This window comes from Pseudomonas sp. zjy_15 (genome assembly GCF_043101865.1).
Lineage (GTDB): Bacteria > Pseudomonadota > Gammaproteobacteria > Pseudomonadales > Pseudomonadaceae > Aquipseudomonas > Aquipseudomonas putida_Y.
Map to the genome: position 1 here is coordinate 1 of NZ_JBICII010000040.1, position 25736 is coordinate 25736.

Below are 25736 nucleotides of genomic sequence, written 5' to 3' on the forward strand. Positions count from 1 at the left end.
CCCTGCTGGCCAATTTCCACCCGCTGTCCACCGTTGCCGCCGCCACCGCATTCGCGGGTAAACCCGCTCCTACACAGATCGGTGGTGGGTACACATCGGTGGTTGGACACAGCCCGTCGTGTAGGAGCGGGTTCACCCGCGAAGAGGCCGGCCCTGCTGGCCAATTTCCACCCGCCGTTCACCGTTGCCGCCGCCACTGTATTAGCGGGTACAGGTTGCAAATAAGACCTTACTGCCCGCCTGCAGTCTCCTGCACACCCTTGAACCACTTCTGCTCAAGCTCGCCAGTCCGGCCACTGTCCTTCAAGCGCTGCAACGCATTGTTTACCGCGCTTTCAAAAGCCGGGTTGTCCTTCTGGAACGGGATCACCAGCTTCTTCTCGCCAATCGGCCGGCTCACATCGAGCGGGCCGTCGCCTGTGAGCGAATCACTCGACGGGGTGAGTGCGATGTCGTACTTGCCACTCTCGACACCCGCCAGCACTTCGGTCGCCGGGGCTTCGACGAACTCGGCGCGCAGGTCCAGTTCCTTGGCCAGGGCCTGGCCAAATTCGATGTCAAAACCTGTCAGATGGTCGTCTTGTTTGAAAGCGTAGGGCGAGTTGTCGGCTTGTATGGCAATGCGCAGTTCGCCCCGGTCGGCGATTTCGTCGATCAGCTCCGCCTGAGCCAATGGACTGATCAGTACTGCCAGCAGTACACCTATGGTCGAACGCATGTATGCCCCTTTTCTTTTTGCAGATTGAAAACGGTCGCCACGGCTTTCTTCCTCGCCGTGATCGAGCGCAGCCTATGACCTTCAAGCCTCGGCATTGTTTAACCCTGACTGAAATATTTCTGTCAGGCAATGTGAACACCTTGGCGGTTATTTCAACTAAGGTGAACTACCGCCGCTTTTGGATGACAGGCTGCGGTCAATAAGTGAATCACAGGAGAAGTGAATGAACAGCCTATTTTCGCGTGCTGCCGTTGCCGGTCTGCTGATGGGAGCGTCGGTGTTCGCCAGTGCCGCAGACGCCCTGAAGAGCCAGGAGCCGCCCAAGGAGGCGAAGGTCTTCATCGTTTCCCCCGCCGATGGTGCCACGGTCGACAAGACCTTCACCGTCAAGTTCGGCATCGAGGGTATGGGCCTCAAGCCTGCGGGCGATCAAACACCGCACACCGGGCACCACCATCTACTGGTGGATGTCGACAAGGAGCCCGTGGCTGACATGCCGCTGCCGACCAGCCTGATGCCAGAGGCCGGCGTCGCACTGCCGGCAGGGCCGCAAGTGCTGCACTTCGGCAAGGCACAGACCGAAACCAGCATCACCCTGACCCCGGGCAAGCACACCCTGCAACTGATTCTGGGTGACCAGTATCACGTGCCGTTCAAGCCTAGCGTCGAGTCGAAGAAAATCACGGTTGAAGTGAAATAAAAAAGGGAGGCCTTCATGGCCTCCCTTTTTCATGCTGCACCCAGACTTAGAACAGGACGCGGGAACGGATGGTGCCCTTGACCTGCTGCAGTTTCTCTTGCGCAAGGTCCGAGTACTCGGCGTCAACGTCGATCACCACGTAACCGACTTTCTCGTTGGTCTGCAGGAACTGACCGGAGATGTTGATACCGTTCTCGGCGAAGACCTTGTTGATCTCGCTGAGCACGCCCGGGATGTTTTCGTGAATGTGCAGCAGGCGATGTTTGCCTGGGTGCGCTGGCAAGGCCACTTCCGGGAAGTTGACCGAGGACACCGAAGTACCGTTGTCGCTGTACTTGACCAGTTTCTCGGCCACTTCCAGACCGATGTTGGCCTGGGCTTCGGCGGTGGAGCCACCAATGTGCGGCGTCAGGATCACGTTGTCGAGGCCGCGCAGCGGGCTCTCGAACTCTTCGTCGTTGGAGCGTGGCTCGACCGGGAACACGTCGATGGCAGCGCCGATCAGGTGCTTGTCCTTGATGGCAGCGGCCAGGTGGTCCAGTTCGACCACGGTGCCACGGGCGGCGTTGATCAGGATCGCGCCCTTCTTCATCGAGCGGATTTCCTTCTCGCCGATCATCCACTGGGTGGATGGCAGCTCAGGCACGTGCAGCGAGACGATGTCAGCCAGGCCCAGCAGCTCGTTCAGGCTGGTGACCTGCACGGCGTTGCCCAGTGGCAGCTTGGTCAGCGGGTCGAAGAAGTACACCTGCATGCCCATGTTCTCAGCCAGTACCGAAAGCTGGGTACCAATCGAGCCGTAGCCGACGATGCCCAGTTTCTTGCCGCGGATTTCGAACGAGTTGGCAGCACTTTTGATCCAGCCGCCACGGTGGCAGGAGGCGTTCTTCTCAGGGATGCCGCGCAGCAGCAGGATGGCTTCGGCCAGTACCAGTTCGGCGACCGAGCGGGTGTTGGAGTATGGCGCGTTGAACACGGCGATACCGCGCTCGCGGGCAGCTTCCAGGTCAACCTGGTTGGTACCGATGCAGAAGCAGCCAACAGCGACCAGTTTCTTGGCGCAGTCGAAGATCTCTTCGGTGAGCTGGGTGCGCGAACGGATGCCGATGAAGTGGGCATCGGCGATCTTTTCCTTCAGCTCGGCTTCCGGCAACGAACCAGTGAGGTATTCGATGTTGGTGTAGCCGGCGGCCTTGAGGGTATCGACCGCGTTCTGGTGCACACCTTCAAGAAGAAGGAACCGGATCTTGCTCTTGTCGAGAGAAGTCTTGCTCATCTGCGTAAACCTGTATCCCGGAGATAAATTGGCGAGGGGTGATGCCAGGCGCGAGGGCAGCCTTAGCATGAACAGCGGGAGGGCTATGCTAGCATACGCGACACAATCTGAGCTTATCCCGACAGGTGAAGAGTGCTCAGGGTGACCATGAATAAGTCGAGAGTTCCAGCGATGAACCGCCCCGCTGTTATTGAAGAACTGATGACCCTTGTCGACCCGGGCAAGGTCCTGACTGACCCGGTTTCCCTCGAAGCGTATGGCAAGGACTGGACCAAGCATTACCCGCCCGCGCCCAGCGCCATCGTCTTTCCCAAAACGGTAGAACAGGTGCAAGCCATTGTGCACTGGGCCAATGCGCACCAGGTGGCGCTGGTGCCCTCTGGCGGGCGTACCGGGCTTTCTGCTGGTGCGGTGGCGGCCAATGGCGAGGTTGTGGTCGCCTTCGACTACATGAACCAGATCCTTGGCTTCAATGCTTTCGACCGCACTGTGGTTTGCCAGCCAGGGGTCATCACCCGCCAGTTGCAAACCTTCGCCGAAGAGCAAGGCCTGTATTACCCGGTGGACTTCGCTTCCAGCGGCTCCAGCCAGATTGGCGGCAATATCGGCACCAATGCCGGCGGAATCAAGGTGATTCGCTACGGCATGACCCGCAACTGGGTGGCCGGGCTGAAAGTGGTCACCGGCAAGGGCGAGTTGCTGGAACTGAACAGGGACCTGATCAAGAACGCCACCGGTTACGACCTGCGGCAGCTGTTCATTGGTGCCGAGGGTACGCTGGGCTTCGTGGTCGAGGCCACCATGCGCCTGGACCGCGCACCGCGCAACCTCACCGCCATGGTGCTGGGCACACCGGACTTCGACTCGATCATGCCGGTGCTGCACGCCTTCCAGGGCAAGCTGGACCTGACCGCTTTCGAGTTTTTCTCCGACAAGGGGCTGGCCAAGATCCTTGCGCGCGGCGATGTACCTGCGCCGTTCGCGACTGATTGCCCGTTCTATGCGCTGCTGGAGTTCGAGGCCAGCACTGAAGACGTTGCCAACGAAGCATTGGCTACCTTCGAGCATTGCGTCGAGCAGGGTTGGGTGCTGGATGGGGTGATGAGCCAGAGCGAAACCCAGCTGAAAAACCTGTGGAAGCTGCGCGAGTACCTGTCGGAAACCATCTCGCACTGGACACCGTACAAGAACGACCTTTCCGTCACTGTCTCGAAAGTGCCTGCGTTCCTGCGCGATATCGACGTCATCGTCTCTGAACATTATCCGGATTATGAAGTGGTGTGGTACGGCCATATTGGTGACGGCAACCTGCACCTGAACATCCTCAAGCCTGAGCATATGAGCAAGGACGACTTCTTCGCTTCGTGTGCCAAGGTCAACAAGTGGGTGTTCGAGATTGTCGAGCGTTACAACGGGTCGATTTCTGCCGAGCATGGTGTAGGCATGACAAAGCGTGACTACCTGAGCTACAGCCGTTCCCCTGAAGAAATCGCCTGCATGAAAGCAATAAAGGCCGTGTTCGACCCTAACGGCATCATGAATCCGGGTAAGATCTTTGCACCTGAATAAAAAGCAGTATCCAGAGGAGTCGGCCATGAGTTACCAGCACCAGTACGTAGACGGCACGCGCATTCACTTCCCCCTGGGCAAGGTGGTGTGCATCGGCCGTAACTATGCCGAGCACGCCAAGGAACTGGACAACCCGATCCCCACCGAGCCGCTGCTGTTCATCAAGCCGGGCAGCTGCGTGGTGCCGGCCGAAGGTGGCTTCAAGATCCCGGCCGAGCGTGGGTCGGTGCACTATGAAGTTGAAATTGCCGTACTGCTGGGCAAACCGCTGTCGACCCATCCGAGCGAGGAAGAGGTGCTGGACGCCATTTCCGGTTACGCGCCGGCGCTGGACCTGACCCTGCGCGACGTGCAGGCCAAGCTGAAGGAAAAGGGCCTGCCCTGGGAGCTGGCCAAGTGCTTTGACGGCGCTTGCGTGCTGCCACCGTTCGTCTCGGCTGCCAGCTTCGAGGATGTGACAGACATCCCGGTGCGCCTGACCGTGAATGGCGAAGTGCGCCAGGAGGGTAACAGCGCGCTGATGCTGAACCCGATCGTGCCGATGATTCAGTACATGGCAGCGCATTTCTCGTTGCAGGCGGGGGATGTGATCCTCACTGGTACACCGGCGGGCGTTGGGCCGTTCAATGTCGGTGACGAGCTGGTGCTGGAGCTGCCGGGTGTGAGCCGCTTCGAAAGCCGGGTGCTTTAACTCGAAACCGCGTCGCCTTCTTCGCGGGTAAACCCGCTCCTACAGGGATTGCACAGGCCTTGAATACTGTGCAGCACCTTGGGTACGGGTTTACCGGCGAAGAGGCCGGCCCTGTTTACCGATTTTTCACACCCAATCCGGATAATGCGCGCACCTACGCCCATTTCCCCAGGATCACCGCATGCCATCCTCCTCCAGCGCCCCGGCAACTCCCAAGCGTCGCTTCTACCTGCGCTGGCCCTTCAGCCTGGCCGTGGCGGCGGTGATCGGCTATGGCGTGGCCGTGGCCATGCACTGGGATGACCGCGGTGCACTGTGGGTAAAAGAAGGCTTCGAAAGCACCGCCGAGCGTAGCGAAAGCGTGTGGTTGCCGGATTACCAGGTGGACATCGACGCCAAACCGCTGCCGGGCATGGATGATGATGAAGCCTCGGATGTGGCCTTCAACCCGCAAACGCGCACCCTGTTCGCGGTCATGGGCAAGAACCCGATCCTGGTCGAGCTGAGCCTGGAGGGCGATGTGCTGCGCAAGATCCCGCTCAACGGCTGGAACAACCCCGAAGGCGTCGCGGTGCTGGAAGACGGCAACCTGGCCATCACTGACGAGCGCCTGCACGATCTGACCGTGGTCAAGGTGGACGCGCAGACCACGGCACTGAATCACGACGACTTCCAGAGCCACGACCTGGGCCCGTCGGTCAAAAGCAACAAGGGCTTCGAGGCCATCGCCTGGGACCCGCTGCGCAAGCGCCTGATCATTGGCGAGGAGCGCCCGCCCAAGCTGTACACCTGGAGTACCGATGGCCGCAGCCCGCTCCAGGGTGACAAACAGCCGTTGCCGAGCGATGAACTCGACTTGCGCAACCTGTCTGCCCTGGGGGTCGACCCGCGTACTGGACACTTGCTGGTGCTCTCGGCCGATTCCAACATGCTGCTGGAGCTGGACGAGCAGGGCCAGCAAGTCAGCTTCATGACACTGCTGGGCGGCTTCAACGGGCTTGAAGACACCATTCCGCGGGCTGAGGGGGTGGCCATGGACGACAAGGGCAACTTGTACATGGTCAGCGAGCCGGCGCTTTTCTATCGGTTCAAGAAGAACTGACAACATCATCAGATTTGCCTGACGCTTGCATTAAGCTTTGCTTCAGCCATTCATGATTAGATTCGCCATCCTTGTGTCGAGTCTGTCCCTATGCGCCGTTTTGTTCGCCTGCTCCTTGTTCTGGCTGCCGTTGGTCTGCTCCTGCTTGGCTGGGCTGGGCAGGAGTTTCGCCTGTTCGAGCGTGGCTGGTTCAATCTGAAGACCTGGTGGCAGCCTGTGGAGCGCAGCATTGGCCTGGACCGCTACCGGGTGGTGCTGGAGGCGCAACCGATCGAAGGGCTGGATGATGACATTTCGGCGCTGACCTACGACCCCGACCGCAAAACCCTCTTCACGGTCACCAATGCACGTTCGGAGCTGATCGAGCTGTCGCTGGACGGCCGTATCCTGCGACGTGTGCCGCTGACTGGCTTTGGCGACCCGGAGGCGGTGGAGTACGTTGGGCCAAACAGCTATGTGATTACCGACGAGCGTCAGCAACGGCTGATTCGCGTACGGCTGGACGACGACACGCTGTTTCTCGATGCCGGTGATGCCGAGCAGCTGACCTTGGGCATCGGTCTCAATGGCAACAAGGGCTTCGAGGGCCTGGCCTACGATTCGGCGGGCAAGCGCCTGTTCGTGGCGAAGGAGCGTGACCCGATGCTGATCTATGAGGTGCATGGCTTCCCGCATGACAACCCGGAAAAGCCCTACGCCGTGCATGTGGTGCAGGACCGCAAGCGCGATTCACGGCTATTTGTGAGGGACCTTTCGAGTTTGCAGTTCGATGAGCGCAGTGGGCATCTGCTGGCGTTGTCGGACGAGTCGCGGCTGGTGCTGGAGCTGGATGTCGAGGGTAGGCCGCTGAGTACCTTGTCTTTGCGCAAGGGCTTCCAGGGGTTGCAGGCGACGGTGCCGCAGGCGGAGGGCATTGCGATGGATGAAGTGGGGACCATTTACCTGGTCAGTGAGCCGAACCTGTTCTATGTGTTCAAGCAGCCGGCTGACTGATTGCCTGTCAGGGCCTATTCGCGGGTAAACCCGCTCCTACAGGGATCGCCTCGGTTCCAGGCTTGTGGGGTACCTGTAGGAGCGGGTTCACCCGCGAAGAGTTTTACTCGGCCTTGAGGCTCTTAACGCCCTCAGCAGTGCCCAATAACAGCAGATCCGCCGGCCGCGCCGCGAACAGACCGTTGGTCACCACGCCGACGATGGCGTTGATCTGCGCCTCAAGCTCCACCGGGTTGGTGATCTGCAGGTTGTACACATCCAGGATCACGTTGCCGTTGTCGGTGACCACGCCTTCACGGTACACCGGGTCGCCACCCAGCTTCACCAGCTGACGCGCCACGTGGCTGCGGGCCATGGGGATCACTTCGACCGGCAGCGGGAAGGCCCCCAGTACCGGCACCAGCTTGCTGCCGTCGGCGATGCAGATGAAGGTCTTGGCCACGGCCGCGACGATCTTTTCGCGGGTCAGGGCTGCGCCGCCGCCCTTGATCAGGTGCAGGTGTGCATCGCTCTCGTCGGCGCCGTCCACGTAGAACTCAAGCTCGCTGACGCTGTTCAGTTCGTAGACCGGGATGCCATGGCCCTTCAGGCGCTGGGCAGTGGCTTCGGAGCTGGCGACTGCGCCGTCGAAAGCGGTCTTGTGCTGAGCCAGGGCATCGATGAAGAAGTTGGCGGTCGAACCGGTACCGACGCCTACGACGCTCTTTTCATCCAGCTTGGGCAGAATGAAGTCGACAGCGGCCTGGGCGACGGCCTGTTTGAGTTGGTCCTGGGTCATGCGGGCTCCGGAAGGGGCAGGGCGGTTTCAAAGTCACCTAGTATAACGGCTCGCACGGCTTTGCTGTGGTCGCCCGACGTAGCGCTGGGGTAGACTCCCAGCCCTCGTCCCGCGGCCCAGTGATGCTTTCCCGATGCTCGAACAGTACGTCAAGAAGATCCTCACCTCGCGCGTCTATGACGTTGCCGTCGAAACCCCGTTGCAGAGCGCCGGGCAGCTGAGCAAGCGCCTGGGCAACCAGATTCTGCTCAAGCGCGAAGACCTGCAGCCAGTATTCTCGTTCAAGATCCGCGGCGCCTATAACAAACTGGCCCAGCTGAGCCCGGAAGAACTGGCCCGTGGCGTGGTCACCGCCTCGGCCGGCAACCACGCCCAAGGCCTGGCCCTGGCCGCGCGCGAAATGGGCATCAAGGCCACCATCGTGATGCCCAAGACTACTCCGGAGATCAAGGTCGAAGGCGTGCGCTCGCGCGGTGGCAAGGTGGTGCTGCATGGCGACTCGTTCCCTGAGGCGTTGGCCTATTCGCTGAAACTGGTCGATGAAAAGGGCTTTGTCTACGTTCACCCTTACGACGATCCGCACACCATCGCCGGGCAGGGCACCGTCGCCATGGAAATCCTGCGCCAGCACCCTGGCCAGCTAGACGCGATCTTCGTCCCGGTGGGCGGCGGCGGCCTGATCGCCGGCATTGCTGCCTACGTGAAGTACCTGCGACCGGAAATCAAGGTAATCGGTGTCGAGCCGGACGACTCCAATTGCCTGCAGGCGGCCATGGCTGCCGGTGAGCGCGTGGTGCTGCCGCAGGTCGGGCTGTTCGCCGATGGCGTGGCGGTGGCGCAGATTGGCCAGCACACGTTCGATATCTGCCGCCACCATGTGGACGAAGTCGTCACTGTCAGTACCGATGAAATCTGTGCAGCAATCAAGGATATCTACGACGATACCCGCTCGATCACCGAGCCTGCTGGCGCGCTAGGTGTGGCGGGCATCAAGAAGTACGTCGAGCTATACGGCGTCAGCGGCCAGACCTTGGTGGCCATCGACTCCGGTGCCAACGTCAATTTCGATCGCCTGCGCCATGTGGCCGAGCGTGCCGAGCTGGGCGAGAAGCGCGAGGCGATCATCGCCGTGACCATCCCTGAGCGCCCGGGTAGCTTCAAGGCCTTCTGCGAGGCTATCGGCAAGCGTCAGATCACCGAGTTCAACTACCGCAAGCACACCTCTGACGAAGCGCATATCTTCGTTGGGGTGCAGACCCACCCGGAAAACGACCCGCGCGCTGCGCTGGTGCAGCAACTGACCGAGCAGGGCTTCCCGGTTACCGATCTGACCGACAACGAACTGGCCAAGCTGCATATTCGTCATATGGTCGGCGGCCACTCGGCCGGTGCCAGCGACGAAATGGTGCTGCGCTTCGAATTCCCCGAGCGGCCGGGGGCGCTGTTCAACTTCCTCAACAAGCTGGGCGGGCGCTGGAACATCTCGATGTTCCACTACCGCAACCATGGCGCGGCTGACGGGCGCGTGGTGGCGGGGCTGCAGGTGCCGGAGGACGAACGTCACCTGGTGCCGGCAGCGCTGGCCAAGATCGGTTACCCGTACTGGGACGAGACCGAAAACCCGGCCTACAAACTGTTCCTGGGCTGAGCGGCTAAGCTAGGGCTGATGGCCCTTTCGCGGGCTTGCCCGCTCCCGCAGGCACTGCGCAGGCCCCAAGGCCTGAGATACCTTGGCAGGAGCGGGTAAGCCCGCGAAGAAGCTACCGCAAAATGCCAGTTTAAGGACGACCGAGACATGGAACACCTGACCACGCTCAAGACCTTGCACATCATTGCCACCGCGCTGCTGTTTCTGGGTGCCCTGGGCCTGGCGATCTGGACCTGGCGCGCCCGCCGCCAGGGCGATGCCGACGCCTACGCCAAGCTGCTGCGCCGGCCGTTGGTGTTCGTCTGGCTGGTGATGGGCCTGTGCCTGGTAAGCATGCCGTTCACCGGCTGGTGGCTGGTACACCTGGTGGGCTGGCCACTGGGGCAGACCTGGGTGTTGGCATCCAGTGTCATCTATACCGTCGGTGCGTTTGCCCTGTGGTGGCTGCTGGTGCGGCTGAACCGGCTGCGCAAGGCCGAGGTGGTCGGGTTGCGGTTCACCCTGGCGCTGGCGGTGTTCAGTGGGGTTTGCTTCCTGTCCATTGCCGGGCTGATGGGGGCCAAGCCGGTCTGACAGCCTTGTGCTGTTTGTGCCGGCCTCTTCGCGGGTGAACCCGCTCCTACAGGTACAGCGCAGCCCTCAAGGCCTGTGGTGATTCCTGTGGGAGCGGGCGTGCCCGCGAAAAGGCCGACACGCGAAACCTCAATCCCGCAGCGAGATCACCGGCCACCCACGGTTATCGGCCTCGGCCCGCAGGTCCGGGGCCGGGTCCACTGCCACTGCGTGGGTCACCCGCTGCAACAACGGCAGGTCATTCATCGAGTCGCTATAGAAGTAGCTGTCCTCAAGATCAAAGCCGTTCTCCAGCATCCAGCGCTCCAGCCGCGTCACTTTGCCTTCACGGAAACACGGTATATCGGTACTACGCCCGGTATAGCGGCCGTCGCGTATCTCGCACTCGGTTGCCAGCAACACCCGCACCCCCAGGCGCCGGGCGATTGGTGCGGTGACGAAGCGGTTGGTAGCAGTGATGATCACCAGTTGGTCGCCCGCCTCGCGGTGCTGCTGCAGCAAGGCCAGGGCCCTGGGCAGGATGATGGGCTCGATGCAGTCGCGCATGAAGTCGCGGTGCCATTCGTCGAGTTTGGCCATGGGTGTTGCCGCCAGGATCTCCATGGAAAAGGCCAGGTAGGCCTGCAGGTCCAGGGTGCCATTGAGGTAGTCCTGGTAGAAGCTGTCGTTGCGTTGCTTGTAGGCGACCGGGTCGAGAATGCCGCGCTCGCAAAGATAGTCACCCCAGGCATGGTCGCTGTCGCCACCGAGGAGGGTATTGTCCAGGTCGAATAAAGCCAGGCGCATCGCGGTCACTCGCATCAGCCACAGGGTAGGCCCGCAGAATACGGAGTTTTCACGCAGCTGCACATAAGCTTGGCGGGCGCGTTGCTGCGCTCGCAAGCTTTGTGGAACAATGCGTTGACATGCGTTTGCGAGGTTGCTGCCGTGATCGACCCGGATGGTTTTCGCCCCAATGTCGGGATCATTCTCACGAATGATGCCGGGCAGGTGCTATGGGCTCGACGGATCAACCAGGATGCCTGGCAATTCCCCCAGGGTGGTATCAACCCTGACGAGACGCCGGAAGATGCCCTGTACCGCGAGCTGAACGAAGAAGTTGGCCTTGAACGCGACGATGTAGAAATTCTTGCCTGCACCCGTGGCTGGTTGCGTTATCGTTTACCACAGCGCTTGGTACGTACCCACAGCCAGCCGCTGTGCATCGGCCAGAAGCAGAAGTGGTTCCTGCTGCGCCTGGTCAGCAACGAACAACGGGTGCGGATGGACCTGACCGGCAAGCCGGAATTCGACGGCTGGCGCTGGGTGAGCTATTGGTATCCGCTGGGCCAGGTTGTGACATTCAAGCGCGAGGTGTACCGACGCGCCCTGAAAGAGCTAGCACCGCGTCTTTTGACGCGCGACTGACGACGGAGTTCGACCCCGAGCCATGCTCAATACGCTGCGCAAGATCGTCCAGGAAGTAAACTCCGCCAAAGATCTCAAGTCGGCGTTGGGGATCATTGTCTTGCGCGTCAAGGAAGCCATGGGCAGCCAGGTCTGCTCGGTCTACCTGCTCGACCCGGAAACCAACCGCTTCGTGCTGATGGCTAGCGAAGGCCTGAACAAGCGCTCCATCGGTAAAGTCAGCATGGCCCCCAACGAGGGCCTGGTTGGCCTGGTCGGTACCCGGGAAGAGCCACTGAACCTGGAAAATGCCGCCGACCACCCGCGTTACCGCTACTTTGCCGAAACCGGCGAAGAGAAATTTGCCTCTTTCCTGGGGGCGCCGATCATCCACCACCGCCGTGTGGTCGGGGTACTGGTCATCCAGCAAAAGGAGCGCCGCCAGTTCGACGAGGGCGAGGAAGCCTTCCTGGTCACCATGAGCGCCCAGCTTGCCGGGGTTATCGCCCACGCCGAGGCTACCGGCTCGATCCGGGGCCTGGGCCGTCAGGGCAAAGGTATTCAAGAGGCCCGCTTCGTGGGTGTGCCGGGGTCGCCTGGCGCCGCCGTGGGGCGTGCGGTGGTGATGTTGCCGCCGGCTGACCTGGAAGTGGTCCCGGACAAGACCGTCGATGACATCGACGCCGAACTCAAGCTGTTCCAGAACGCCCTGGAAGGTGTGCGCGACGACATGCGCAAGCTGTCGGCCAAGCTCGCCACCCAGCTGCGCCCGGAAGAGCGCGCGCTGTTCGACGTGTATCTGATGATGCTTGAAGACGCAGCCTTGGGCGGAGAGGTGACCGAGGTCATCAAGACCGGCCAATGGGCCCAGGGCGCCCTGCGCCAGGTGGTGGGTGAGCACGTCAACCGCTTCGAGCTGATGGACGATGATTACCTGCGTGAGCGTGCCTCCGACGTCAAGGACCTGGGGCGGCGCCTGCTGGCGTATCTGCAGGAAGCACGCTCGCAGTCGCTGGTGTATGCCGACAACACCATCCTGGTCAGTGAGGAACTGACACCGGCCATGCTTGGTGAAGTGCCGGAAGGCAAGCTGGTCGGCCTGGTCTCGGTACTCGGCTCGGGCAACTCCCACGTCGCCATCCTCGCGCGGGCCATGGGCATCCCCACGGTGATGGGCCTGGTCGACCTGCCGTACTCCAAAGTCGACGGTATTGAACTGATCGTCGACGGCTACAAGGGCGAGGTGTTCACCAACCCCAGCGAAGTGCTGCGCAAGCAGTACAGCGAAGTGGTCGAAGAGGAACGCCAGCTGGCCCAAGGGCTGGATGCACTGCGCGAACTTCCGTGCATCACCCCCGACGGCCACCGCATGCCCCTGTGGGTCAATACCGGCCTGCTCGCTGACGTGGCCCGTGCCCAGCAGCGCGGCGCCGAAGGGGTGGGCCTGTACCGCACTGAAGTGCCGTTCATGATCAACCAGCGCTTCCCCAGTGAAAAAGAGCAGCTGGCCATCTACCGTGAGCAGCTGGCGGCCTTCCACCCGCTGCCGGTGACCATGCGTACCCTCGACATCGGTGGTGACAAGGCGCTGTCGTACTTCCCGATCAAGGAAGAAAACCCGTTCCTCGGCTGGCGCGGCATCCGCGTCACCCTCGACCACCCGGAAATCTTCCTGGTACAGACCCGCGCCATGCTCAAGGCCAGCGAGGGCCTGAACAACCTGCGCATCCTGCTGCCGATGATTTCCGGCATTCACGAGCTGGAAGAGGCGCTGCACCTGATCCACCGCGCCTGGGGTGAAGTGCGTGATGAAGGTACCGATGTACCGATGCCGCCCGTGGGTGTGATGGTGGAAATTCCAGCGGCGGTGTACCAGACCAAGGAACTGGCGCGGCAGGTGGACTTCCTGTCGGTCGGCTCCAACGACCTGACCCAGTATCTGCTCGCGGTGGACCGCAACAACCCGCGGGTCGCCGACCTGTACGACTACCTGCACCCGGCGGTACTGCAGGCGCTGAACACGGTGGTGCGCGACGCCCATGGCGAAGGCAAGCCGGTGAGCATCTGCGGTGAGATGGCCGGTGACCCGGCAGCGTCAGTCCTGTTGATGGCCATGGGTTTTGACAGCCTGTCGATGAACGCCACCAACCTGCCGAAGGTCAAGTGGATGCTGCGCCAGATCAATATGGGCAAGGCCAAGGAACTGCTGGCCGAGGCCTTGAGCCATGACAACCCGCAGGTTATCCACAGCTCGCTGCAACTGGCCTTGAAGAACCTTGGGTTGGCGCGGATGATTGGGCCTGAGGCCAACAAGACCCTCTGACTGAGCGCTGCCTGTTCGGGCCTCTTCGCGGGTAAACCCGCTCCTACGCGCGGAGCGGGGGGGTGCACATCTGGTGGCCCGGCACAGGCCGTTGTAGGAGCGGGTTCACCCGCGAAGAGGCCCGAGCAAACAACATCAAATGCTCAGGCCAACAACTCAATTTCCCCCAAATGCCCGCCAAAAGGCCCGAAGCTGCGCTCAACCAGCCGCCTTCGCCCCTGATTATCCACAATCAGCACTGTACTCGCCCGGGTCCCGTAATTCTGGCTGGCGATGAATACGCTCGACAGCAACTTCTCGGTCGCCAACCCCACGCCTGTCTCGGGTAGATCACCATCAGCCGCGGGCTCGTTGTCCGCAAGCAATGCCAGCAGCCTGTGCGGCTCCGGTGTGTCCAGCAGGCTCTGCAGCCCGTCACGTGCCTTCACCAGTTTCGGCCACGGTGTATCCAGCCCGGCGTTCGAAAGCCCGTAAACCCCAGCCCTCAGCAGGCGCGGCGTGGCCTCACGGGCATGCAGATAACCCAGTCGCTGCCCATCACCCACCAGCAGGTTGAACCCCGAGTACTGCCCGCTACGGCTGGCCACCTGGTCCAGGTAAGCCTCGACCCCCAGCTCCCCTTGCAGAAACGCCGCCACCAGTTCACCCCGCGAGCGAGGCCCCGGAGCCTGGCCTGGGTCGCGGATGTTGGTCAGCGCGGCAAAGCGCTGCTGTGGGCCTATGCCCAGCCAGGTACCGCCCGCTTCCAGGTCGCGCCCGGCATGCACCCCGGGTGCATCCTCCCAGGCCGCCAGGGGCTGAGTGGGGCGGGCATAGAATTCGTCGCGGTTGGCCGCCACGATCAGCGGCAGGGCGTGCCCCGGCCGCCAGGCAAATACGATCAGGCACATAGGTTGGCCTCTGTGTTTTCTGGTCACTGTACCCACAGGAGCGGTGCGGATCCATCCTGACACAGAGTTCACTAGAGCCTCGAGCCCGGCTTCCGTTACCATGCCGGATTGATTTCTAGGGGACGCCGAATGGAATTCGTGCTCTATCTGTTGTTGGGCGCCTGTGCCGGTGTGCTGGCCGGGCTGTTCGGCGTGGGCGGCGGCATCATCATCGTGCCGGTGTTGGTGTTCAGCTTTACCCTGCAGGGTTTCGACGCTTCGGTGCTGACCCACCTGGCAGTCGGCACGTCGCTGGCTACCATCGTCTTCACTTCTATCAACGCCGTGCTGGAGCACCACCGCAAGGGTGCCGTGCAATGGCCAATCTTCGCCTGGATGACCTTCGGCATCCTCCTGGGGGCGGGGGTCGGCGCCAAGACCGCCTCGCTGATCCAGGGCCCGTTGCTGCAAAAGATCATTGGCGTGTTCGCCCTGGTCATCGCCGCGCAGATGGCGCTGGACCTCAAGCCCAAGGCCAGCCGTGGCGTCCCCGGCAAGCCCGCATTGATCGGCGCAGGCGGCGTAATCGGTTGGGCTTCGGCCATTTTCGGCATTGGCGGCGGTTCGCTGACGGTGCCGTTCCTCACCTGGCGTAGCCTGCCCATGCAGCAGGCAGTGGCCACGTCATCGGCCTGTGGCCTGCCGATTGCTGTGGCCAGTGCCCTGAGCTTCATGCTGCTGGGGTGGCACGAGGAGCACCTGCCGCCTAACAGCCTGGGTTACGTGTACCTGCCGGCGCTGGTCGGCATTGCCGTGACCAGCATGTTTTTCGCCCGCTTCGGCGCGCGCCTGGCGCACAAGCTGTCGCCCCGTTTGTTGAAACGCCTGTTCGCAGCCCTGCTGTTCTGTGTCGGCCTCAGCTTTTTGATTTGAATCGAGAGGAAGTTCCATGCTGCCTTACCCGCAGATAGACCCCGTGGCCTTGGCCATCGGGCCGCTGAAAATCCATTGGTACGGCCTGATGTACCTGATCGGCATAGGCGGTGCCTGGCTGCTCGCCTCGCGCCGACTGAACCGCTTCGACCCCACCTGGACGCGCGAAAAGCTTTCCGACCTGGTGTTCTGGCTGTCGATGGGGGTGATCGTCGGTGGCCGACTGGGCTACGTACTGCTCTACGACCTGCACGCCTACCTGGCCAACCCGGCACTGATCTTAGAGGTATGGAAGGGTGGCATGTCGTTCCACGGCGGCCTCATCGGCGTGATGCTGGCGGCTTTGTGGTTCGGCAAGCGCAACAACAAGTCGTTCTTCGAACTGATGGACTTCGTGGCCCCGCTGGTGCCGATCGGCCTGGGCGCCGGGCGCATCGGCAACTTCATCAACGCCGAGCTGTGGGGCAAGCCTACCGATCTGCCATGGGCGATGATCTTCCCGCCGTTCAGTGACCCGGCGCAGCTGCCGCGTCACCCCTCGCAGCTGTACCAGTTCGCCCTTGAGGGCGTGGCGCTGTTCGTCATCCTGTGGCTGTTCTCGCGCAAGCCACGGCCGACCATGGCGGTGTCGGGAATGTTCTCGCTGTGCTACGGCATCTTCCGCTTTGCCGTGGAGTTTGTCCGGGTGCCGGATGCACAACTCGGTTACATCGCGTTCGGCTGGCTCACTCAAGGCCAGTTGCTGTGCGTTCCGATGATAGTCGGTGGCCTCGTCTTGATCTGGTGGGCTTATAATCGCAAGCCCACGGCGAAACCCGCCTGATTAATCCCACGGCAGGGGCGATCCCCCTGCCGTTTTTGCTACAGGTAAGCCATGAAACAGTATCTGGACCTGGTCCGCGACGTCATCGACAACGGCACGTTGCAAGGAAACCGCACCGGCATCCGCACCATCAGCCTGCCGGGCGCGATGCTGCGTTTCGACCTGCAGAAGGGCTTTCCGGCCATTACCACACGCAAGCTGGCGTTCAAGTCGGCGATTGGTGAAATGGTCGGTTTCCTGCGTGGCGTGAAGAACGCCGGTGAGTTTCGCGAGCTGGGCTGCAAGGTCTGGGACCAGAACGCCAACGAAAACGCTCAGTGGCTGGCCAATCCGTTTCGTCAGGGCCATGACGACCTGGGCGAGATCTATGGCGTGCAATGGCGCCAGTGGCCGGGCTACAAGCGCATCCCGCTGAGCAACCCGGCGGCTATCGAGATGGCCGAGCAAGCCGGTTTCCGCCGCATTGCCCAGGACGAAGAGGACGGCGTCGCATTCGTCATCCTGTACAAGGCGATCGACCAGGTGCGCCAGTGCCTGGACACCATCGCCAACGACCCGGGTAGCCGCCGTATCCTGTTCCACGGCTGGAACTGCGCGCAACTGGACGAAATGGCACTGCCTCCGTGTCACTTGCTGTACCAGTTCCACCCGAATGTCGAGACCAGGGAAATTTCCCTGACCCTCTACATCCGCTCCAACGACCTGGGGCTGGGCACGCCGTTCAACCTCACCGAAGGCGCGGCACTGCTGTCGCTGTTCGGCCGCCTGACCGGCTATACACCGCGCTGGTTCACCTACTTCATCGGCGATGCCCATGTGTATGAAAACCACCTGGACATGCTCAACGAGCAGCTCCAGCGCGAGCCGCTGGAGGCGCCGAAGCTGGTCATCAGCGACCGTGTGCCGGCGTTTGCCGAGACTGGCAAATACGAGCCGGAGTGGCTGGAGAAGATCGAGCCGAGTGATTTCTGGCTGGAAGGTTATGAGCACCACGCGCCGATGACAGCGCCGATGGCGGTCTGATAGATCTTCATTGTTTGAACTGGCCTCTTCGCGGGTGAACCCGCTCCCACAGGCTGCTGCACAGGCCTAAGTCGTGCGCGGTCCCTGTGGGAGCGGGTTCACCCGCGAAGCTTTTGGCTCAATGCCCGTGACTGCGCCCCACATGCGAATGTTCGGTATCCGGCACCGATACCGCCCCGTTCGTCTCCAGTTGCTGCAAGATCGCGCATTCACTCCCCTGCGCGTTGCAGCGCCGCCGCAGCTCCACCAACTGCTCCTGCAATGCCACCAAGCCATCGATCCGCGCCTGAACATGCTCGATATGCTCGTCGATCAGCGCATTGACGCTGCCGCACGCGTCGTCGGGGCTGTCGCGCAGGCGTAGCAGGCTGCGAATTTCGTCCAGGGTCATGTCCAGCGTGCGGCAGTTGCGGATGAAGGTCAGCCGCTCCACATGGGCCTGGGTGTACAGCCGGTAGTTGCCGTCGCTGCGTGCTGGCTCCGGCAGCAGGCTTTCACGCTCGTAGTAGCGGATGGTTTCCACCGCGCAGTCGGTGGCTTTGGCCAGTTCTCCGATCTTCATCACGAAATCTCCAGCAAAGAGGCTTGACCCTATAGTGGCTACAGGGTGTTCACTTGGCAACAGGCTCAATTTAAGGATGACCCATGAACCAGCCTGTCAGCCACGAACACAAGCATCCGCACGATCACGCTCATGGCGATGACGACCATGGCCATGCTGCCCACGGCCACAGCTGCTGCGGCGCCAAAGCCGCGCCGCCGCTGGTGCAACTGAGCGAAACGGCCAGTGCCCAGGCACAACTCAGTCGTTTCCGCATCGATGCCATGGACTGCCCCACCGAGCAGACCCTGATCCAGGACAAGCTGAGCAAGCTGGCCGGTATCGAACAGCTGGAATTCAACCTGATCAACCGCGTGCTTGGCGTGCGCCACACCTTGGACGGCACCGCCGATATCGAGCGGGCGATCGACAGCCTCGGCATGAAGGCCGAGCCGATCGCCGCCCAGGACGATGGCAGCGCCAGCGTGCCACAACCGGCCAAGGCCCACTGGTGGCCACTGGCATTGTCGGGCGTTGCCGCAATCGCCGCCGAAATCGTGCACTTTGCGGCACTGGCCCCGGAATGGGTGGTGGCGGGACTGGCACTGGCAGCGATCCTCGGTTGCGGCCTGGGTACCTACAAGAAGGGCTGGATTGCCCTGAAAAACCGTAACCTCAACATCAATGCGCTGATGAGCATCGCCGTGACGGGGGCCGTATTGATCGGCCAGTGGCCGGAGGCGGCTATGGTGATGGTGCTGTTCACCGTTGCCGAACTGATCGAAGCGCGCTCGCTGGACCGTGCGCGCAATGCCATCGGCGGGTTGATGCAGCTGACCCCGGACATGGCCACGGTGCAGCAGGCCGATGGCCTGTGGCGCGAACTGGACGTGCGTGATGTGGCCATCGGCGCACTGGTGCGGGTGCGCCCGGGTGAGCGCATCGGCCTGGACGGTGAAGTGGCCAGTGGGCAATCCAGCGTCGATCAGTCGCCGATTACCGGCGAAAGCCTGCCTGTGGAGAAGGATGTGGGCGACAAGCTGTTCGCTGGCACCATCAACCAGGCGGGGGCGCTGGAGTTTCGCGTCACCGCCGCTGCCGGGCAGTCGACCCTGGCGCGGATCATCAAGGCGGTGGAGGAAGCGCAGGGCGCGCGGGCGCCTACCCAGCGCTTCGTCGACCGTTTCTCGCGCATCTACACCCCGGTGGTGTTCGCCATTGCCCTGGCCGTGGCGCTGATACCACCGCTGTTCATGGCTGGCGCCTGGTTCGACTGGGTCTACCGGGCCTTGGTGCTGCTGGTTGTGGCCTGCCCATGCGCGCTGGTGATCTCGACCCCGGTGACCATCGTCAGTGGCTTGGCCGCTGCGGCGCGCAAAGGCATCCTGATCAAGGGTGGCGTTTACCTGGAGGGTGGTCGCCACCTGGACTTCCTGGCCCTGGACAAGACCGGCACCATCACCCATGGCAAGCCGGTGCAGACCGACGGTAAGGTACTCGTACCGCTGTTCGAAGACCGCGCGCAAGCCTTGGCGGCAAGCTTGGGCGAGCGGTCGGACCACCCGGTGTCCCGCGCCATTGCCGAGTTCGGCAAGCAGCAAGGCCTGGCCTTGAGCGAGGTCAGTGACTTTGCCGCCCTGGCCGGGCGCGGCGTGCGTGGCGTCATCGCCGGCGAGGTCTACCATTTGGGCAACCACCGCCTGGTCGAGGAACTGGGGCTGTGTTCGCCAGCGCTGGAGGCCCAACTGGATGCGCTGGAGCGCCAGGGCAAGACCGTGGTCCTGCTGCTCGACCGCTCCGGGCCACTGGCACTGTTCGCCGTGGCCGACACGGTCAAGGACAGCAGCCGTGAGGCGATCGCCGAATTGCATCAACTGGGTATCAAGACTGTCATGCTGACCGGTGACAATCCGCATACTGCGCAGGCCATTGCCGCCGTGGTGGGGATCGACCGCGCCGAGGGCAACCTGTTGCCGGCCGACAAGCTGAAAACCATTGAGGCGTTGTACGCCCAAGGCCATCGGGTGGGCATGGTCGGTGACGGCATCAACGACGCTCCGGCGCTGGCCCGCGCCGAAATCGGCTTTGCCATGGCTGCTGCCGGCACCGACACCGCCATCGAGACGGCCGATGTGGCGCTGATGGACGATGACTTGCGGAAAATCCCTGCCTTCGTCAGGCTGTCGCGCCAAAGTGCGGCGATCCTCATGCAGAACATCGTGCTGGCATTGGGCATCAAGGCGATATTTCTGGCGATCACCTTTGCCGGCATGGCCACGATGTGGATGGCGGTGTTCGCTGATATGGGCGTGAGCTTGCTGGTGGTGTTCAACGGCTTGCGCCTTTTGCGCAAATAGAGGACGTACATGCTGAGTTCCGAGCTGAAGGCCTTCTACATGGTGGCCCGTCTGGGCAGCATCACCCAGGCGGCGAAGAAGCTTGGCCTCAGCCAGCCCACGGTGACCACGCAGATCCGCAGCCTGGAAGGCCAGTACGCCGTGGAGCTGTTCTACCGCGGCGGGCGGCGCCTGGTGTTGAGCGAGGAGGGCTTACGCCTGCTGCCGATGGTCAAGGCGCTGCTGCAGCAGGAAGCCGACATCGAATTCGAGCTGCGCAACAGTGGCCAGGCCCAGGGCAGCCTGCGCATCGCTGCTACTGCGCCTTACTACATTCTCGACCTGGTCAAGGTCTATCGTGAACGCCTGCCACAGGTTGAAGTGGCGGTAGAGATCGGCAACTCGCAGCAGGTGCTGGAAATGCTCGAGGATTACCGGGTGGATATTGCCGCGTCGTCGCAATGGGTGGAGGACGCGCGGTTGGTGCGGCGGATACTGGGCACTGACCCGTTGGTGGTGGCGGTGCACCGCACCCACCCGCTTGCCCATCGCCAGACGGTGTCGATCGAGGTGGTGTCGGGGCATTGCCTGCTGATGCGCGAGAAGGGCTCGACCACACGCAAGCTGACCGAGCAGATGATGCAGGAGGCCGGGGTCAAGGCCGGCGCCCTGATGGAAATCGGCAGCCGCGAGTCGATCCGCGAAGCGGTGCTGCGCAATATCGGCATCAGCGTGATTGCCCGCCATGAGGTGCCGCACAATCCCGAACTTCGGGTGCTGGCGCTGGAAAATGCGCCGGTGATGCATGAGTACCTGTATTGCCTGAAGGAGCGGCGCCAGGCCCGGTTGCCGGCGGCATTCCTGGGGGTGGCGCAGGAAGTGGCCGGTTCGCAGTTCTAGATCCGTGTTGGCTTCTTCGCGGACAAACCCGCTCCTGCATTTCTGTGTACCCGCATGCCTGCATTTTCCGCGTACACGCATTCCGTTGTAGGGTTTTCCCGCGAAGAGGCCGGCACAGGCCACTACTAAATCTGCCTATACCACTATCACCGGCTTTTGCCTTACAGCCACAGAACCTTCGCACAGCCTGCCTAGCATGGCCCCATCTCTTCGATGAGGCCATGCCATGAACCACACCACCCCCGGCGCACAGATAAAAGTGTGCAACATCCACAAGCGCTTCGGTGCCTTCACGGCGCTCAACGATGTCTCGCTGGACATCGCCGCGGGCGAACTGGTGTGCCTGCTCGGCCCATCCGGCTGTGGCAAGACCACGCTGCTGCGTTGCATTGCCGGCCTGGAGCGCCAGGATCGCGGTACGCTGTACATCGGCGAACGCGATATCTCCAATCTGTCTCCCCAGGCGCGGGATTACGGCATCCTGTTCCAGTCCTACGCGCTGTTTCCCAACCTTACCGTCGAAGCCAATATCGCCTATGGCCTGACGGGCAGTGGTCGGGAGCAGGCCCGTCAGCGGGTGGCCGAAATGCTCGAACTAGTAGGCCTGACGGGCAGCGAGAAGAAGTACCCAGGCCAGCTCTCCGGTGGCCAGCAGCAGCGTGTGGCCCTGGCCCGCGCGCTGGCACCGTCGCCATCGCTGCTGCTGCTCGATGAGCCGATGTCGGCGCTGGACGCCCGGGTGCGCGAGCACCTGTGCACCGAACTGCGTCAACTGCAGCGCCAACTGGGCATCACCACGTTGATGGTTACCCACAACCAGGACGAGGCCATGTTGATGGCCGACCGCATTGCGGTGATGAACAACGGCCAGGTCGAACAGTACGCTACCCCGCAGGAAATCTACGACCACCCGGCCACGCCGTTCGTTGCCGAGTTCGTCGGCCAGGGCAACTGGCTGCCTTTCCAGCGCAGCAGCGATAGCCATGCCCAGGTCGGCGACATGAACATGCGCCTGGCGCCGGGTTCAGCCCAGGCCAGCAGTGGCCGGCTGTTCTGCCGCCCGGAAGCGATCACGGTCAACCCGGTGGTGCACGAAGAAAACCTGTTCCCGGCCATGGTCCGCGAAATCACCTTCCTCGGTAACCGCTGCCGCATGAGCTTTGAACTCAAGGCTCTGCCAGGCCATGCCCTGCTGGCCGAGCTCGCCCCCGAGGCCATGCCGCGCCTGGGTTCGCAGGACATCTGGGTGGCGTTGCCACCGCAGAGCCTGCAGGTGTTTGCCTGAGATGGCCGCGCCAATGTCCGTGCCGTTGAGCCAAGCCAAAGCCACGCCGCGTGCTGGCGTCGCCCTAGGTGACCGGCTGTTCGTCGTCGGCGGCAAGAGCGTGCTGCTGATTCTGTTGGTGCTGGCCGTGCTGATGCCGTTGCTGGCGATCTTCTGGCGTGGCTTCAGCGGTGAAGCGGGCCAGGGCGGTGGCTTGCTGGCGGCCCGTGAACTGTTCGCCAGCGCCAGCTTCCACTGGTTGCTTGGCAACAGCCTGTCGGTGGCCTTCACTGTCGCGGCCATTGTGGTACCGCTGGCCTATTTGTTCGCCTTTGCCCTGCAACGCACGTTGATCCCGGCCAAGGGCCTGTGGCGGGGGATTTCGCTGCTGCCATTGCTGGCACCGTCGATGCTGCCGGCCATCGCCCTGGTCTACCTGTTTGGCAACCAGGGCCTGCTGCGCGGGTTGCTCAGCGACAATATCTACGGCTTCTGGGGTATCGTGCTGGGCGAGGCTATCTACACCTTCCCGCATGCGCTGATGATTCTGCTGTCGGCACTGTCACTGGCTGATGCTCGCCTGTTCGATGCGGCCTCCAGCATGGGGGCAGGCTCGTGGCGGGCGTTCACCAGCATCACCTGGCCGGCCTCGCGCCAGGCGGTATTCGCGGCGTTTTGCCTGGTATTCACGCTGACTATCACAGACTTCGGTGTACCGGTCGTGGTGGGGGGCGACTATCAAGTGCTGGCGCTGGAAGCCTACAAGGCGGTGGTGGGCCAGCAACAGTTCGGCCGTGGCGCGCTGATCGGCATGGTGCTGCTGTTGCCGGCCCTGTTCAGCTTTACCGTCGACGCCTGGCTGCGCCGACGCCAGGGCGAGGCCATGGGTGGCCGTGCGCAGGTGTTCGAACCCAAGCCATCACGCGGCCGCGATGCCTGCTTCCTGACCATTGTGCTGCTGGTGTGCGCGGCGTTGCTGTTGGTGATCGGCATGGCGGTGTACTCCTCGCTGGTCACTTTCTGGCCCTACAACCTGTCGTTGTCGCTGCGCCACTACATGTTCGAAGACACTGCCGGTGGCGGCTGGCTGGCCTACCGCAATAGCGTGACCATGGCCATTGGCACCGCGCTGATTGGCAGCATCGTGATCTTCACCGGTGCCTACCTGATGGAGAAGACCCAGGGCCAACGCCTGCTCAATCATGCGCTGCGCCTGCTCAGCTTTATCCCCATGGCCGTGCCGGGCCTGGTACTGGGCCTGGGCTACGTATTCTTCTTCAACCTGAACGGCAACCCGCTGCATGTGCTGTACGGCGGCATGGGGTTGCTGGTTTTGTGCACCATTGCCCATTATCTGACCACCGCGCAAATGACCGCGACCACCGCCCTGCGCCAGCTCGACGGCGAGTTCGAGGCCGCCGCGCTGTCGTTGAAAGCGCCGCTGTACAAGCACTTCCTGCGCGTGACTGTGCCGATCTGCTTGCCGGCACTGCTGGATATCATCCGCTACCTGTTCGTATCGGCGATGACCACCGTGTCGGCAGCGATTTTCCTGTACAGCCCCGACACCCTCCTGGCTGCCGTTGCCGTGCTGAACATGGACGACGCCGGCAACGTTGGTGGTGCCGCCGCCATGTCCACCCTGATCCTGCTGACCAGTGCCGGCGCCTCATTGTTGCTGGCTGCAGCCTCGCGCGGCCTGCTGCGCCGTTCCCAAGCCTGGCGCCAACGCGCCGCGACCGTCTGACTTCCAAGGAACCTACCCATGCACAAGCACCTTACCCTTGCCGCTGCCGTTTCCGCCGTGTTCAGCCTGCAGGCTTCAGCCGCCGATACCCAGCTGACGGTCTACACCGCCCTGGAAGCCGAACAGCTGAAAACCTACAAGCAGGCCTTCGAGAAGGCCAACCCGGATATCGAGATCAAGTGGGTGCGTGATTCCACTGGCATCATCACCGCCAAGCTGCTGGCCGAGAAAGAGCGCCCACAAGCCGATGCTGTGTGGGGGTTGGCGGCATCGAGCCTGGCCATCCTCGACCAGAACGGCATGCTCGAAGCCTATGCGCCGAAGGACCTGGGCAAGATCTCCGGCAATTATCGCGACGCCGCCAACCCGCCAGCCTGGGTCGGCATGGACGTGTGGGCCGCCACCATTTGCTTCAATACCATCGAGGCCGAGAAACAGGGCCTGAGCAAACCGGTGAGCTGGCAGGACCTGACCAAGCCCGAGTACAAGGGCAAGATCGTCATGCCCAACCCGGCTTCGTCCGGTACCGGCTTCCTGGATGTCAGTGCCTGGTTGCAGACCTTTGGCGAGCCGCAGGGCTGGGCCTACATGGACGCGCTGCACCAGAACATTGGCCAGTACGTTCATTCCGGCTCAAAGCCGTGCAAGCTGGCGGCGGCGGGCGAGTTCCCGATCGGTATTTCGTTCGAATATCCGGCCGTGCAGCTCAAGCGCCAAGGCGCGCCGTTGGACATCGTGCTGCCAAAGGAGGGTTTGGGCTGGGAGATCGAAGCGACCGCGGTGATCAAAGGCTCGCCCAAGGCGGATGCGGCCAAGCGCCTGGCCGATTTCTCGGCCAGCCCGGCGGCCATGGAACTGTACAAGGAAAACTTCGCCGTACTGGCCGCGCCGGGCATCGCCAAGCCGCAGACCGAGCTGCCGGCAGATTATGAGCAGCGGCTGATCAAGAACGACTTTGCCTGGGCCTCGAAGAACCGCGACCAGATTCTGGCCGAATGGCGCAAGCGCTATGACGGCAAGTCGGAGAAGGTGGCCCAGCAGTAACGCTTCGCTATTGCAGGGCCGGCCTCTTCGCGGGTATACCGCGAAAGGGCCGGCCCTGCTGGCCAATTTCCACCCGCCGTTCACTGTTGCTGCCGCTACCGTATTCGCGGGTAAACCCGCTCCTACACCGGATTGGTGGTGGACACACATCGGTGGTTGTACATAGGCCGCCGTGTAGGAGCGGGTTCACCCGCGAAGAGGCCGGCCCTGCTGGCCAATTTCCACCCGTCGTTCACTGTTGCTGCCGTTACCGTATTCGCGGGTAAACCCGCTCCTACACCGGATTGGTGGTGGGCACACATTGGTGGTTGTACACAGGCCGCCGTGTAGGAGTTCACCCGCGAAGAGGCCGGCCCTGCTGGCCAATTTCCACCCGTCGTTCACTGTTGCTGCCGCTACCGTATTCGCGGGTAAACCCGCTCCTACACCGGATTGGTGGTGGACACACATCGGTGGTTGTACACAGGCCGCCGTGTAGGAGCGGGTTCACCCGCGAAGA

Annotated in this window: 23 protein-coding genes; 17 read left to right on the plus strand and 6 right to left on the minus strand. The window is 62.4% G+C overall.

Translation table 11 applies throughout. From position 1 onward, the window contains the following. Window positions 1-229 precede the first annotated feature (229 nt). A complete protein-coding gene (locus tag ACF8EF_RS07925; RefSeq protein WP_176685699.1) occupies window positions 230-718 on the minus strand; it encodes a transporter substrate-binding domain-containing protein in 489 nt (162 codons plus the stop codon). Between the two features lie 223 nt (window positions 719-941). Between ACF8EF_RS07925 and ACF8EF_RS07930 the strand changes: the two genes are divergently transcribed. Beyond that, window positions 942-1418, plus strand: coding sequence for a DUF4399 domain-containing protein (locus tag ACF8EF_RS07930; protein WP_014592762.1), 477 nt, complete (start codon window positions 942-944; stop codon window positions 1416-1418). A 46-nt stretch (window positions 1419-1464) separates the two neighbouring features. On the opposite strand, the gene serA is transcribed toward ACF8EF_RS07930, so the two are convergent. Continuing rightward, window positions 1465-2694: a phosphoglycerate dehydrogenase gene (serA, locus tag ACF8EF_RS07935; RefSeq protein WP_014592761.1), complete on the minus strand. Its 1230-nt coding sequence runs from the start codon at window positions 2692-2694 to the stop codon at window positions 1465-1467. 171 nt (window positions 2695-2865) lie between these two features. Between serA and ACF8EF_RS07940 the strand changes: the two genes are divergently transcribed. The 4 genes from ACF8EF_RS07940 (at window position 2866) to ACF8EF_RS07955 (ending at window position 7049) form a co-directional block, all read left to right on the plus strand. Beyond that, a complete protein-coding gene (locus ACF8EF_RS07940) occupies window positions 2866-4263 on the plus strand; it encodes an FAD-binding oxidoreductase (RefSeq protein WP_392461975.1) in 1398 nt (465 codons plus the stop codon). A 25-nt stretch (window positions 4264-4288) separates the two neighbouring features. Continuing rightward, window positions 4289-4954 (plus strand): fumarylacetoacetate hydrolase family protein, encoded by a 666-nt coding sequence (locus tag ACF8EF_RS07945; RefSeq protein WP_176685697.1) that lies wholly within the window; start codon window positions 4289-4291, stop codon window positions 4952-4954. A 181-nt stretch (window positions 4955-5135) separates the two neighbouring features. Further along, complete coding sequence (locus ACF8EF_RS07950) at window positions 5136-6056, plus strand: SdiA-regulated domain-containing protein (protein WP_392461977.1); 921 nt, start codon at window positions 5136-5138, stop codon at window positions 6054-6056. Between the two features lie 90 nt (window positions 6057-6146). After that, a complete protein-coding gene (locus ACF8EF_RS07955; protein WP_392461979.1) occupies window positions 6147-7049 on the plus strand; it encodes an SdiA-regulated domain-containing protein in 903 nt (300 codons plus the stop codon). A 103-nt stretch (window positions 7050-7152) separates the two neighbouring features. Here the strand turns inward: ACF8EF_RS07955 and rpiA are convergent, their stop codons facing one another. Beyond that, a complete protein-coding gene (gene rpiA, locus ACF8EF_RS07960) occupies window positions 7153-7827 on the minus strand; it encodes a ribose-5-phosphate isomerase RpiA (protein ID WP_003249004.1) in 675 nt (224 codons plus the stop codon). A 133-nt stretch (window positions 7828-7960) separates the two neighbouring features. On the opposite strand from rpiA, the gene ilvA reads away from it, so the two are divergent. Together ilvA and ACF8EF_RS07970 are read left to right on the plus strand one after the other, a co-directional pair. Further along, complete coding sequence (gene ilvA / locus ACF8EF_RS07965; protein WP_003249006.1) at window positions 7961-9475, plus strand: threonine ammonia-lyase, biosynthetic; 1515 nt, start codon at window positions 7961-7963, stop codon at window positions 9473-9475. 147 nt (window positions 9476-9622) lie between these two features. Beyond that, window positions 9623-10048 carry a DUF2269 domain-containing protein gene (locus ACF8EF_RS07970; RefSeq protein ID WP_392461981.1) on the plus strand — a complete coding sequence of 142 codons (426 nt, stop codon included), beginning with the start codon at window positions 9623-9625 and terminating at the stop codon, window positions 10046-10048. Window positions 10049-10177: 129 nt separating this feature from the next. On the opposite strand, the gene ACF8EF_RS07975 is transcribed toward ACF8EF_RS07970, so the two are convergent. Continuing rightward, the gene (locus ACF8EF_RS07975; RefSeq protein ID WP_209969324.1) at window positions 10178-10834 is read right to left on the minus strand and encodes an HAD family phosphatase; all 657 of its coding nucleotides are present in this window, start codon (window positions 10832-10834) and stop codon (window positions 10178-10180) included. Between the two features lie 141 nt (window positions 10835-10975). Between ACF8EF_RS07975 and ACF8EF_RS07980 the strand changes: the two genes are divergently transcribed. Beyond that, window positions 10976-11455: an RNA pyrophosphohydrolase gene (locus tag ACF8EF_RS07980; RefSeq protein WP_003249017.1), complete on the plus strand. Its 480-nt coding sequence runs from the start codon at window positions 10976-10978 to the stop codon at window positions 11453-11455. 22 nt (window positions 11456-11477) lie between these two features. Then, window positions 11478-13757, plus strand: coding sequence for a phosphoenolpyruvate--protein phosphotransferase (gene ptsP / locus ACF8EF_RS07985; RefSeq protein WP_176685692.1), 2280 nt, complete (start codon window positions 11478-11480; stop codon window positions 13755-13757). A 143-nt stretch (window positions 13758-13900) separates the two neighbouring features. Here the strand turns inward: ptsP and ACF8EF_RS07990 are convergent, their stop codons facing one another. Further along, on the minus strand, window positions 13901-14647 hold the full coding sequence (locus ACF8EF_RS07990) for an NRDE family protein (protein ID WP_176685691.1): 747 nt from the start codon (window positions 14645-14647) through the stop codon (window positions 13901-13903). 129 nt (window positions 14648-14776) lie between these two features. Here ACF8EF_RS07990 and ACF8EF_RS07995 point away from each other — a divergent pair, with 129 nt between their 5' ends. From ACF8EF_RS07995 to ACF8EF_RS08005, 3 genes are read left to right on the plus strand one after another with little or no spacing between them, the layout of a single operon-like run. After that, window positions 14777-15559 carry a sulfite exporter TauE/SafE family protein gene (locus ACF8EF_RS07995; RefSeq protein WP_176685690.1) on the plus strand — a complete coding sequence of 261 codons (783 nt, stop codon included), beginning with the start codon at window positions 14777-14779 and terminating at the stop codon, window positions 15557-15559. A 16-nt stretch (window positions 15560-15575) separates the two neighbouring features. After that, complete coding sequence (gene lgt, locus ACF8EF_RS08000; RefSeq protein ID WP_392461983.1) at window positions 15576-16382, plus strand: prolipoprotein diacylglyceryl transferase; 807 nt, start codon at window positions 15576-15578, stop codon at window positions 16380-16382. Between the two features lie 51 nt (window positions 16383-16433). Further along, window positions 16434-17405 (plus strand): thymidylate synthase, encoded by a 972-nt coding sequence (locus tag ACF8EF_RS08005; protein WP_028697543.1) that lies wholly within the window; start codon window positions 16434-16436, stop codon window positions 17403-17405. A gap of 118 nt (window positions 17406-17523) precedes the next feature. Here the strand turns inward: ACF8EF_RS08005 and cadR are convergent, their stop codons facing one another. After that, on the minus strand, window positions 17524-17967 hold the full coding sequence (gene cadR / locus ACF8EF_RS08010) for a cadmium resistance transcriptional regulator CadR (protein ID WP_176685688.1): 444 nt from the start codon (window positions 17965-17967) through the stop codon (window positions 17524-17526). An 83-nt stretch (window positions 17968-18050) separates the two neighbouring features. Between cadR and ACF8EF_RS08015 the strand changes: the two genes are divergently transcribed. The 5 genes from ACF8EF_RS08015 (at window position 18051) to ACF8EF_RS08035 (ending at window position 25237) form a co-directional block, all read left to right on the plus strand. After that, window positions 18051-20303 (plus strand): heavy metal translocating P-type ATPase, encoded by a 2253-nt coding sequence (locus tag ACF8EF_RS08015; protein ID WP_339444638.1) that lies wholly within the window; start codon window positions 18051-18053, stop codon window positions 20301-20303. A gap of 9 nt (window positions 20304-20312) precedes the next feature. Continuing rightward, on the plus strand, window positions 20313-21182 hold the full coding sequence (locus ACF8EF_RS08020; protein WP_176685686.1) for a LysR family transcriptional regulator: 870 nt from the start codon (window positions 20313-20315) through the stop codon (window positions 21180-21182). Between the two features lie 226 nt (window positions 21183-21408). Further along, window positions 21409-22467 carry a putative 2-aminoethylphosphonate ABC transporter ATP-binding protein gene (locus tag ACF8EF_RS08025; RefSeq protein WP_176685685.1) on the plus strand — a complete coding sequence of 353 codons (1059 nt, stop codon included), beginning with the start codon at window positions 21409-21411 and terminating at the stop codon, window positions 22465-22467. Between the two features lies 1 nt (window position 22468). Beyond that, window positions 22469-24193: a putative 2-aminoethylphosphonate ABC transporter permease subunit gene (locus tag ACF8EF_RS08030; RefSeq protein WP_176685684.1), complete on the plus strand. Its 1725-nt coding sequence runs from the start codon at window positions 22469-22471 to the stop codon at window positions 24191-24193. Between the two features lie 18 nt (window positions 24194-24211). Next, a complete protein-coding gene (locus tag ACF8EF_RS08035) occupies window positions 24212-25237 on the plus strand; it encodes a putative 2-aminoethylphosphonate ABC transporter substrate-binding protein (protein ID WP_176685683.1) in 1026 nt (341 codons plus the stop codon). Window positions 25238-25736 lie beyond the last annotated feature (499 nt).

Excerpts from the sequence above, each read along its gene's own strand:
- ACF8EF_RS07925 (WP_176685699.1), bottom strand. The coding sequence starts at position 718 with ATGCGTTCGACCATAGGTGTACTGCTGGCAGTACTGATCAGTCCATTG.
- ACF8EF_RS07930 (WP_014592762.1), top strand. The coding sequence starts at position 942 with ATGAACAGCCTATTTTCGCGTGCTGCCGTTGCCGGTCTGCTGATGGGA.
- serA (WP_014592761.1), bottom strand. The coding sequence starts at position 2,694 with ATGAGCAAGACTTCTCTCGACAAGAGCAAGATCCGGTTCCTTCTTCTT.
- ACF8EF_RS07940 (WP_392461975.1), top strand. The coding sequence starts at position 2,866 with ATGAACCGCCCCGCTGTTATTGAAGAACTGATGACCCTTGTCGACCCG.
- ACF8EF_RS07945 (WP_176685697.1), top strand. The coding sequence starts at position 4,289 with ATGAGTTACCAGCACCAGTACGTAGACGGCACGCGCATTCACTTCCCC.
- ACF8EF_RS07950 (WP_392461977.1), top strand. The coding sequence starts at position 5,136 with ATGCCATCCTCCTCCAGCGCCCCGGCAACTCCCAAGCGTCGCTTCTAC.
- ACF8EF_RS07955 (WP_392461979.1), top strand. The coding sequence starts at position 6,147 with ATGCGCCGTTTTGTTCGCCTGCTCCTTGTTCTGGCTGCCGTTGGTCTG.
- rpiA (WP_003249004.1), bottom strand. The coding sequence starts at position 7,827 with ATGACCCAGGACCAACTCAAACAGGCCGTCGCCCAGGCCGCTGTCGAC.
- ilvA (WP_003249006.1), top strand. The coding sequence starts at position 7,961 with ATGCTCGAACAGTACGTCAAGAAGATCCTCACCTCGCGCGTCTATGAC.
- ACF8EF_RS07970 (WP_392461981.1), top strand. The coding sequence starts at position 9,623 with ATGGAACACCTGACCACGCTCAAGACCTTGCACATCATTGCCACCGCG.
- ACF8EF_RS07975 (WP_209969324.1), bottom strand. The coding sequence starts at position 10,834 with ATGCGCCTGGCTTTATTCGACCTGGACAATACCCTCCTCGGTGGCGAC.
- ptsP (WP_176685692.1), top strand. The coding sequence starts at position 11,478 with ATGCTCAATACGCTGCGCAAGATCGTCCAGGAAGTAAACTCCGCCAAA.
- ACF8EF_RS07990 (WP_176685691.1), bottom strand. The coding sequence starts at position 14,647 with ATGTGCCTGATCGTATTTGCCTGGCGGCCGGGGCACGCCCTGCCGCTG.
- ACF8EF_RS07995 (WP_176685690.1), top strand. The coding sequence starts at position 14,777 with ATGGAATTCGTGCTCTATCTGTTGTTGGGCGCCTGTGCCGGTGTGCTG.
- lgt (WP_392461983.1), top strand. The coding sequence starts at position 15,576 with ATGCTGCCTTACCCGCAGATAGACCCCGTGGCCTTGGCCATCGGGCCG.
- ACF8EF_RS08005 (WP_028697543.1), top strand. The coding sequence starts at position 16,434 with ATGAAACAGTATCTGGACCTGGTCCGCGACGTCATCGACAACGGCACG.
- cadR (WP_176685688.1), bottom strand. The coding sequence starts at position 17,967 with ATGAAGATCGGAGAACTGGCCAAAGCCACCGACTGCGCGGTGGAAACC.
- ACF8EF_RS08015 (WP_339444638.1), top strand. The coding sequence starts at position 18,051 with ATGAACCAGCCTGTCAGCCACGAACACAAGCATCCGCACGATCACGCT.
- ACF8EF_RS08020 (WP_176685686.1), top strand. The coding sequence starts at position 20,313 with ATGCTGAGTTCCGAGCTGAAGGCCTTCTACATGGTGGCCCGTCTGGGC.
- ACF8EF_RS08025 (WP_176685685.1), top strand. The coding sequence starts at position 21,409 with ATGAACCACACCACCCCCGGCGCACAGATAAAAGTGTGCAACATCCAC.
- ACF8EF_RS08030 (WP_176685684.1), top strand. The coding sequence starts at position 22,469 with ATGGCCGCGCCAATGTCCGTGCCGTTGAGCCAAGCCAAAGCCACGCCG.
- ACF8EF_RS08035 (WP_176685683.1), top strand. The coding sequence starts at position 24,212 with ATGCACAAGCACCTTACCCTTGCCGCTGCCGTTTCCGCCGTGTTCAGC.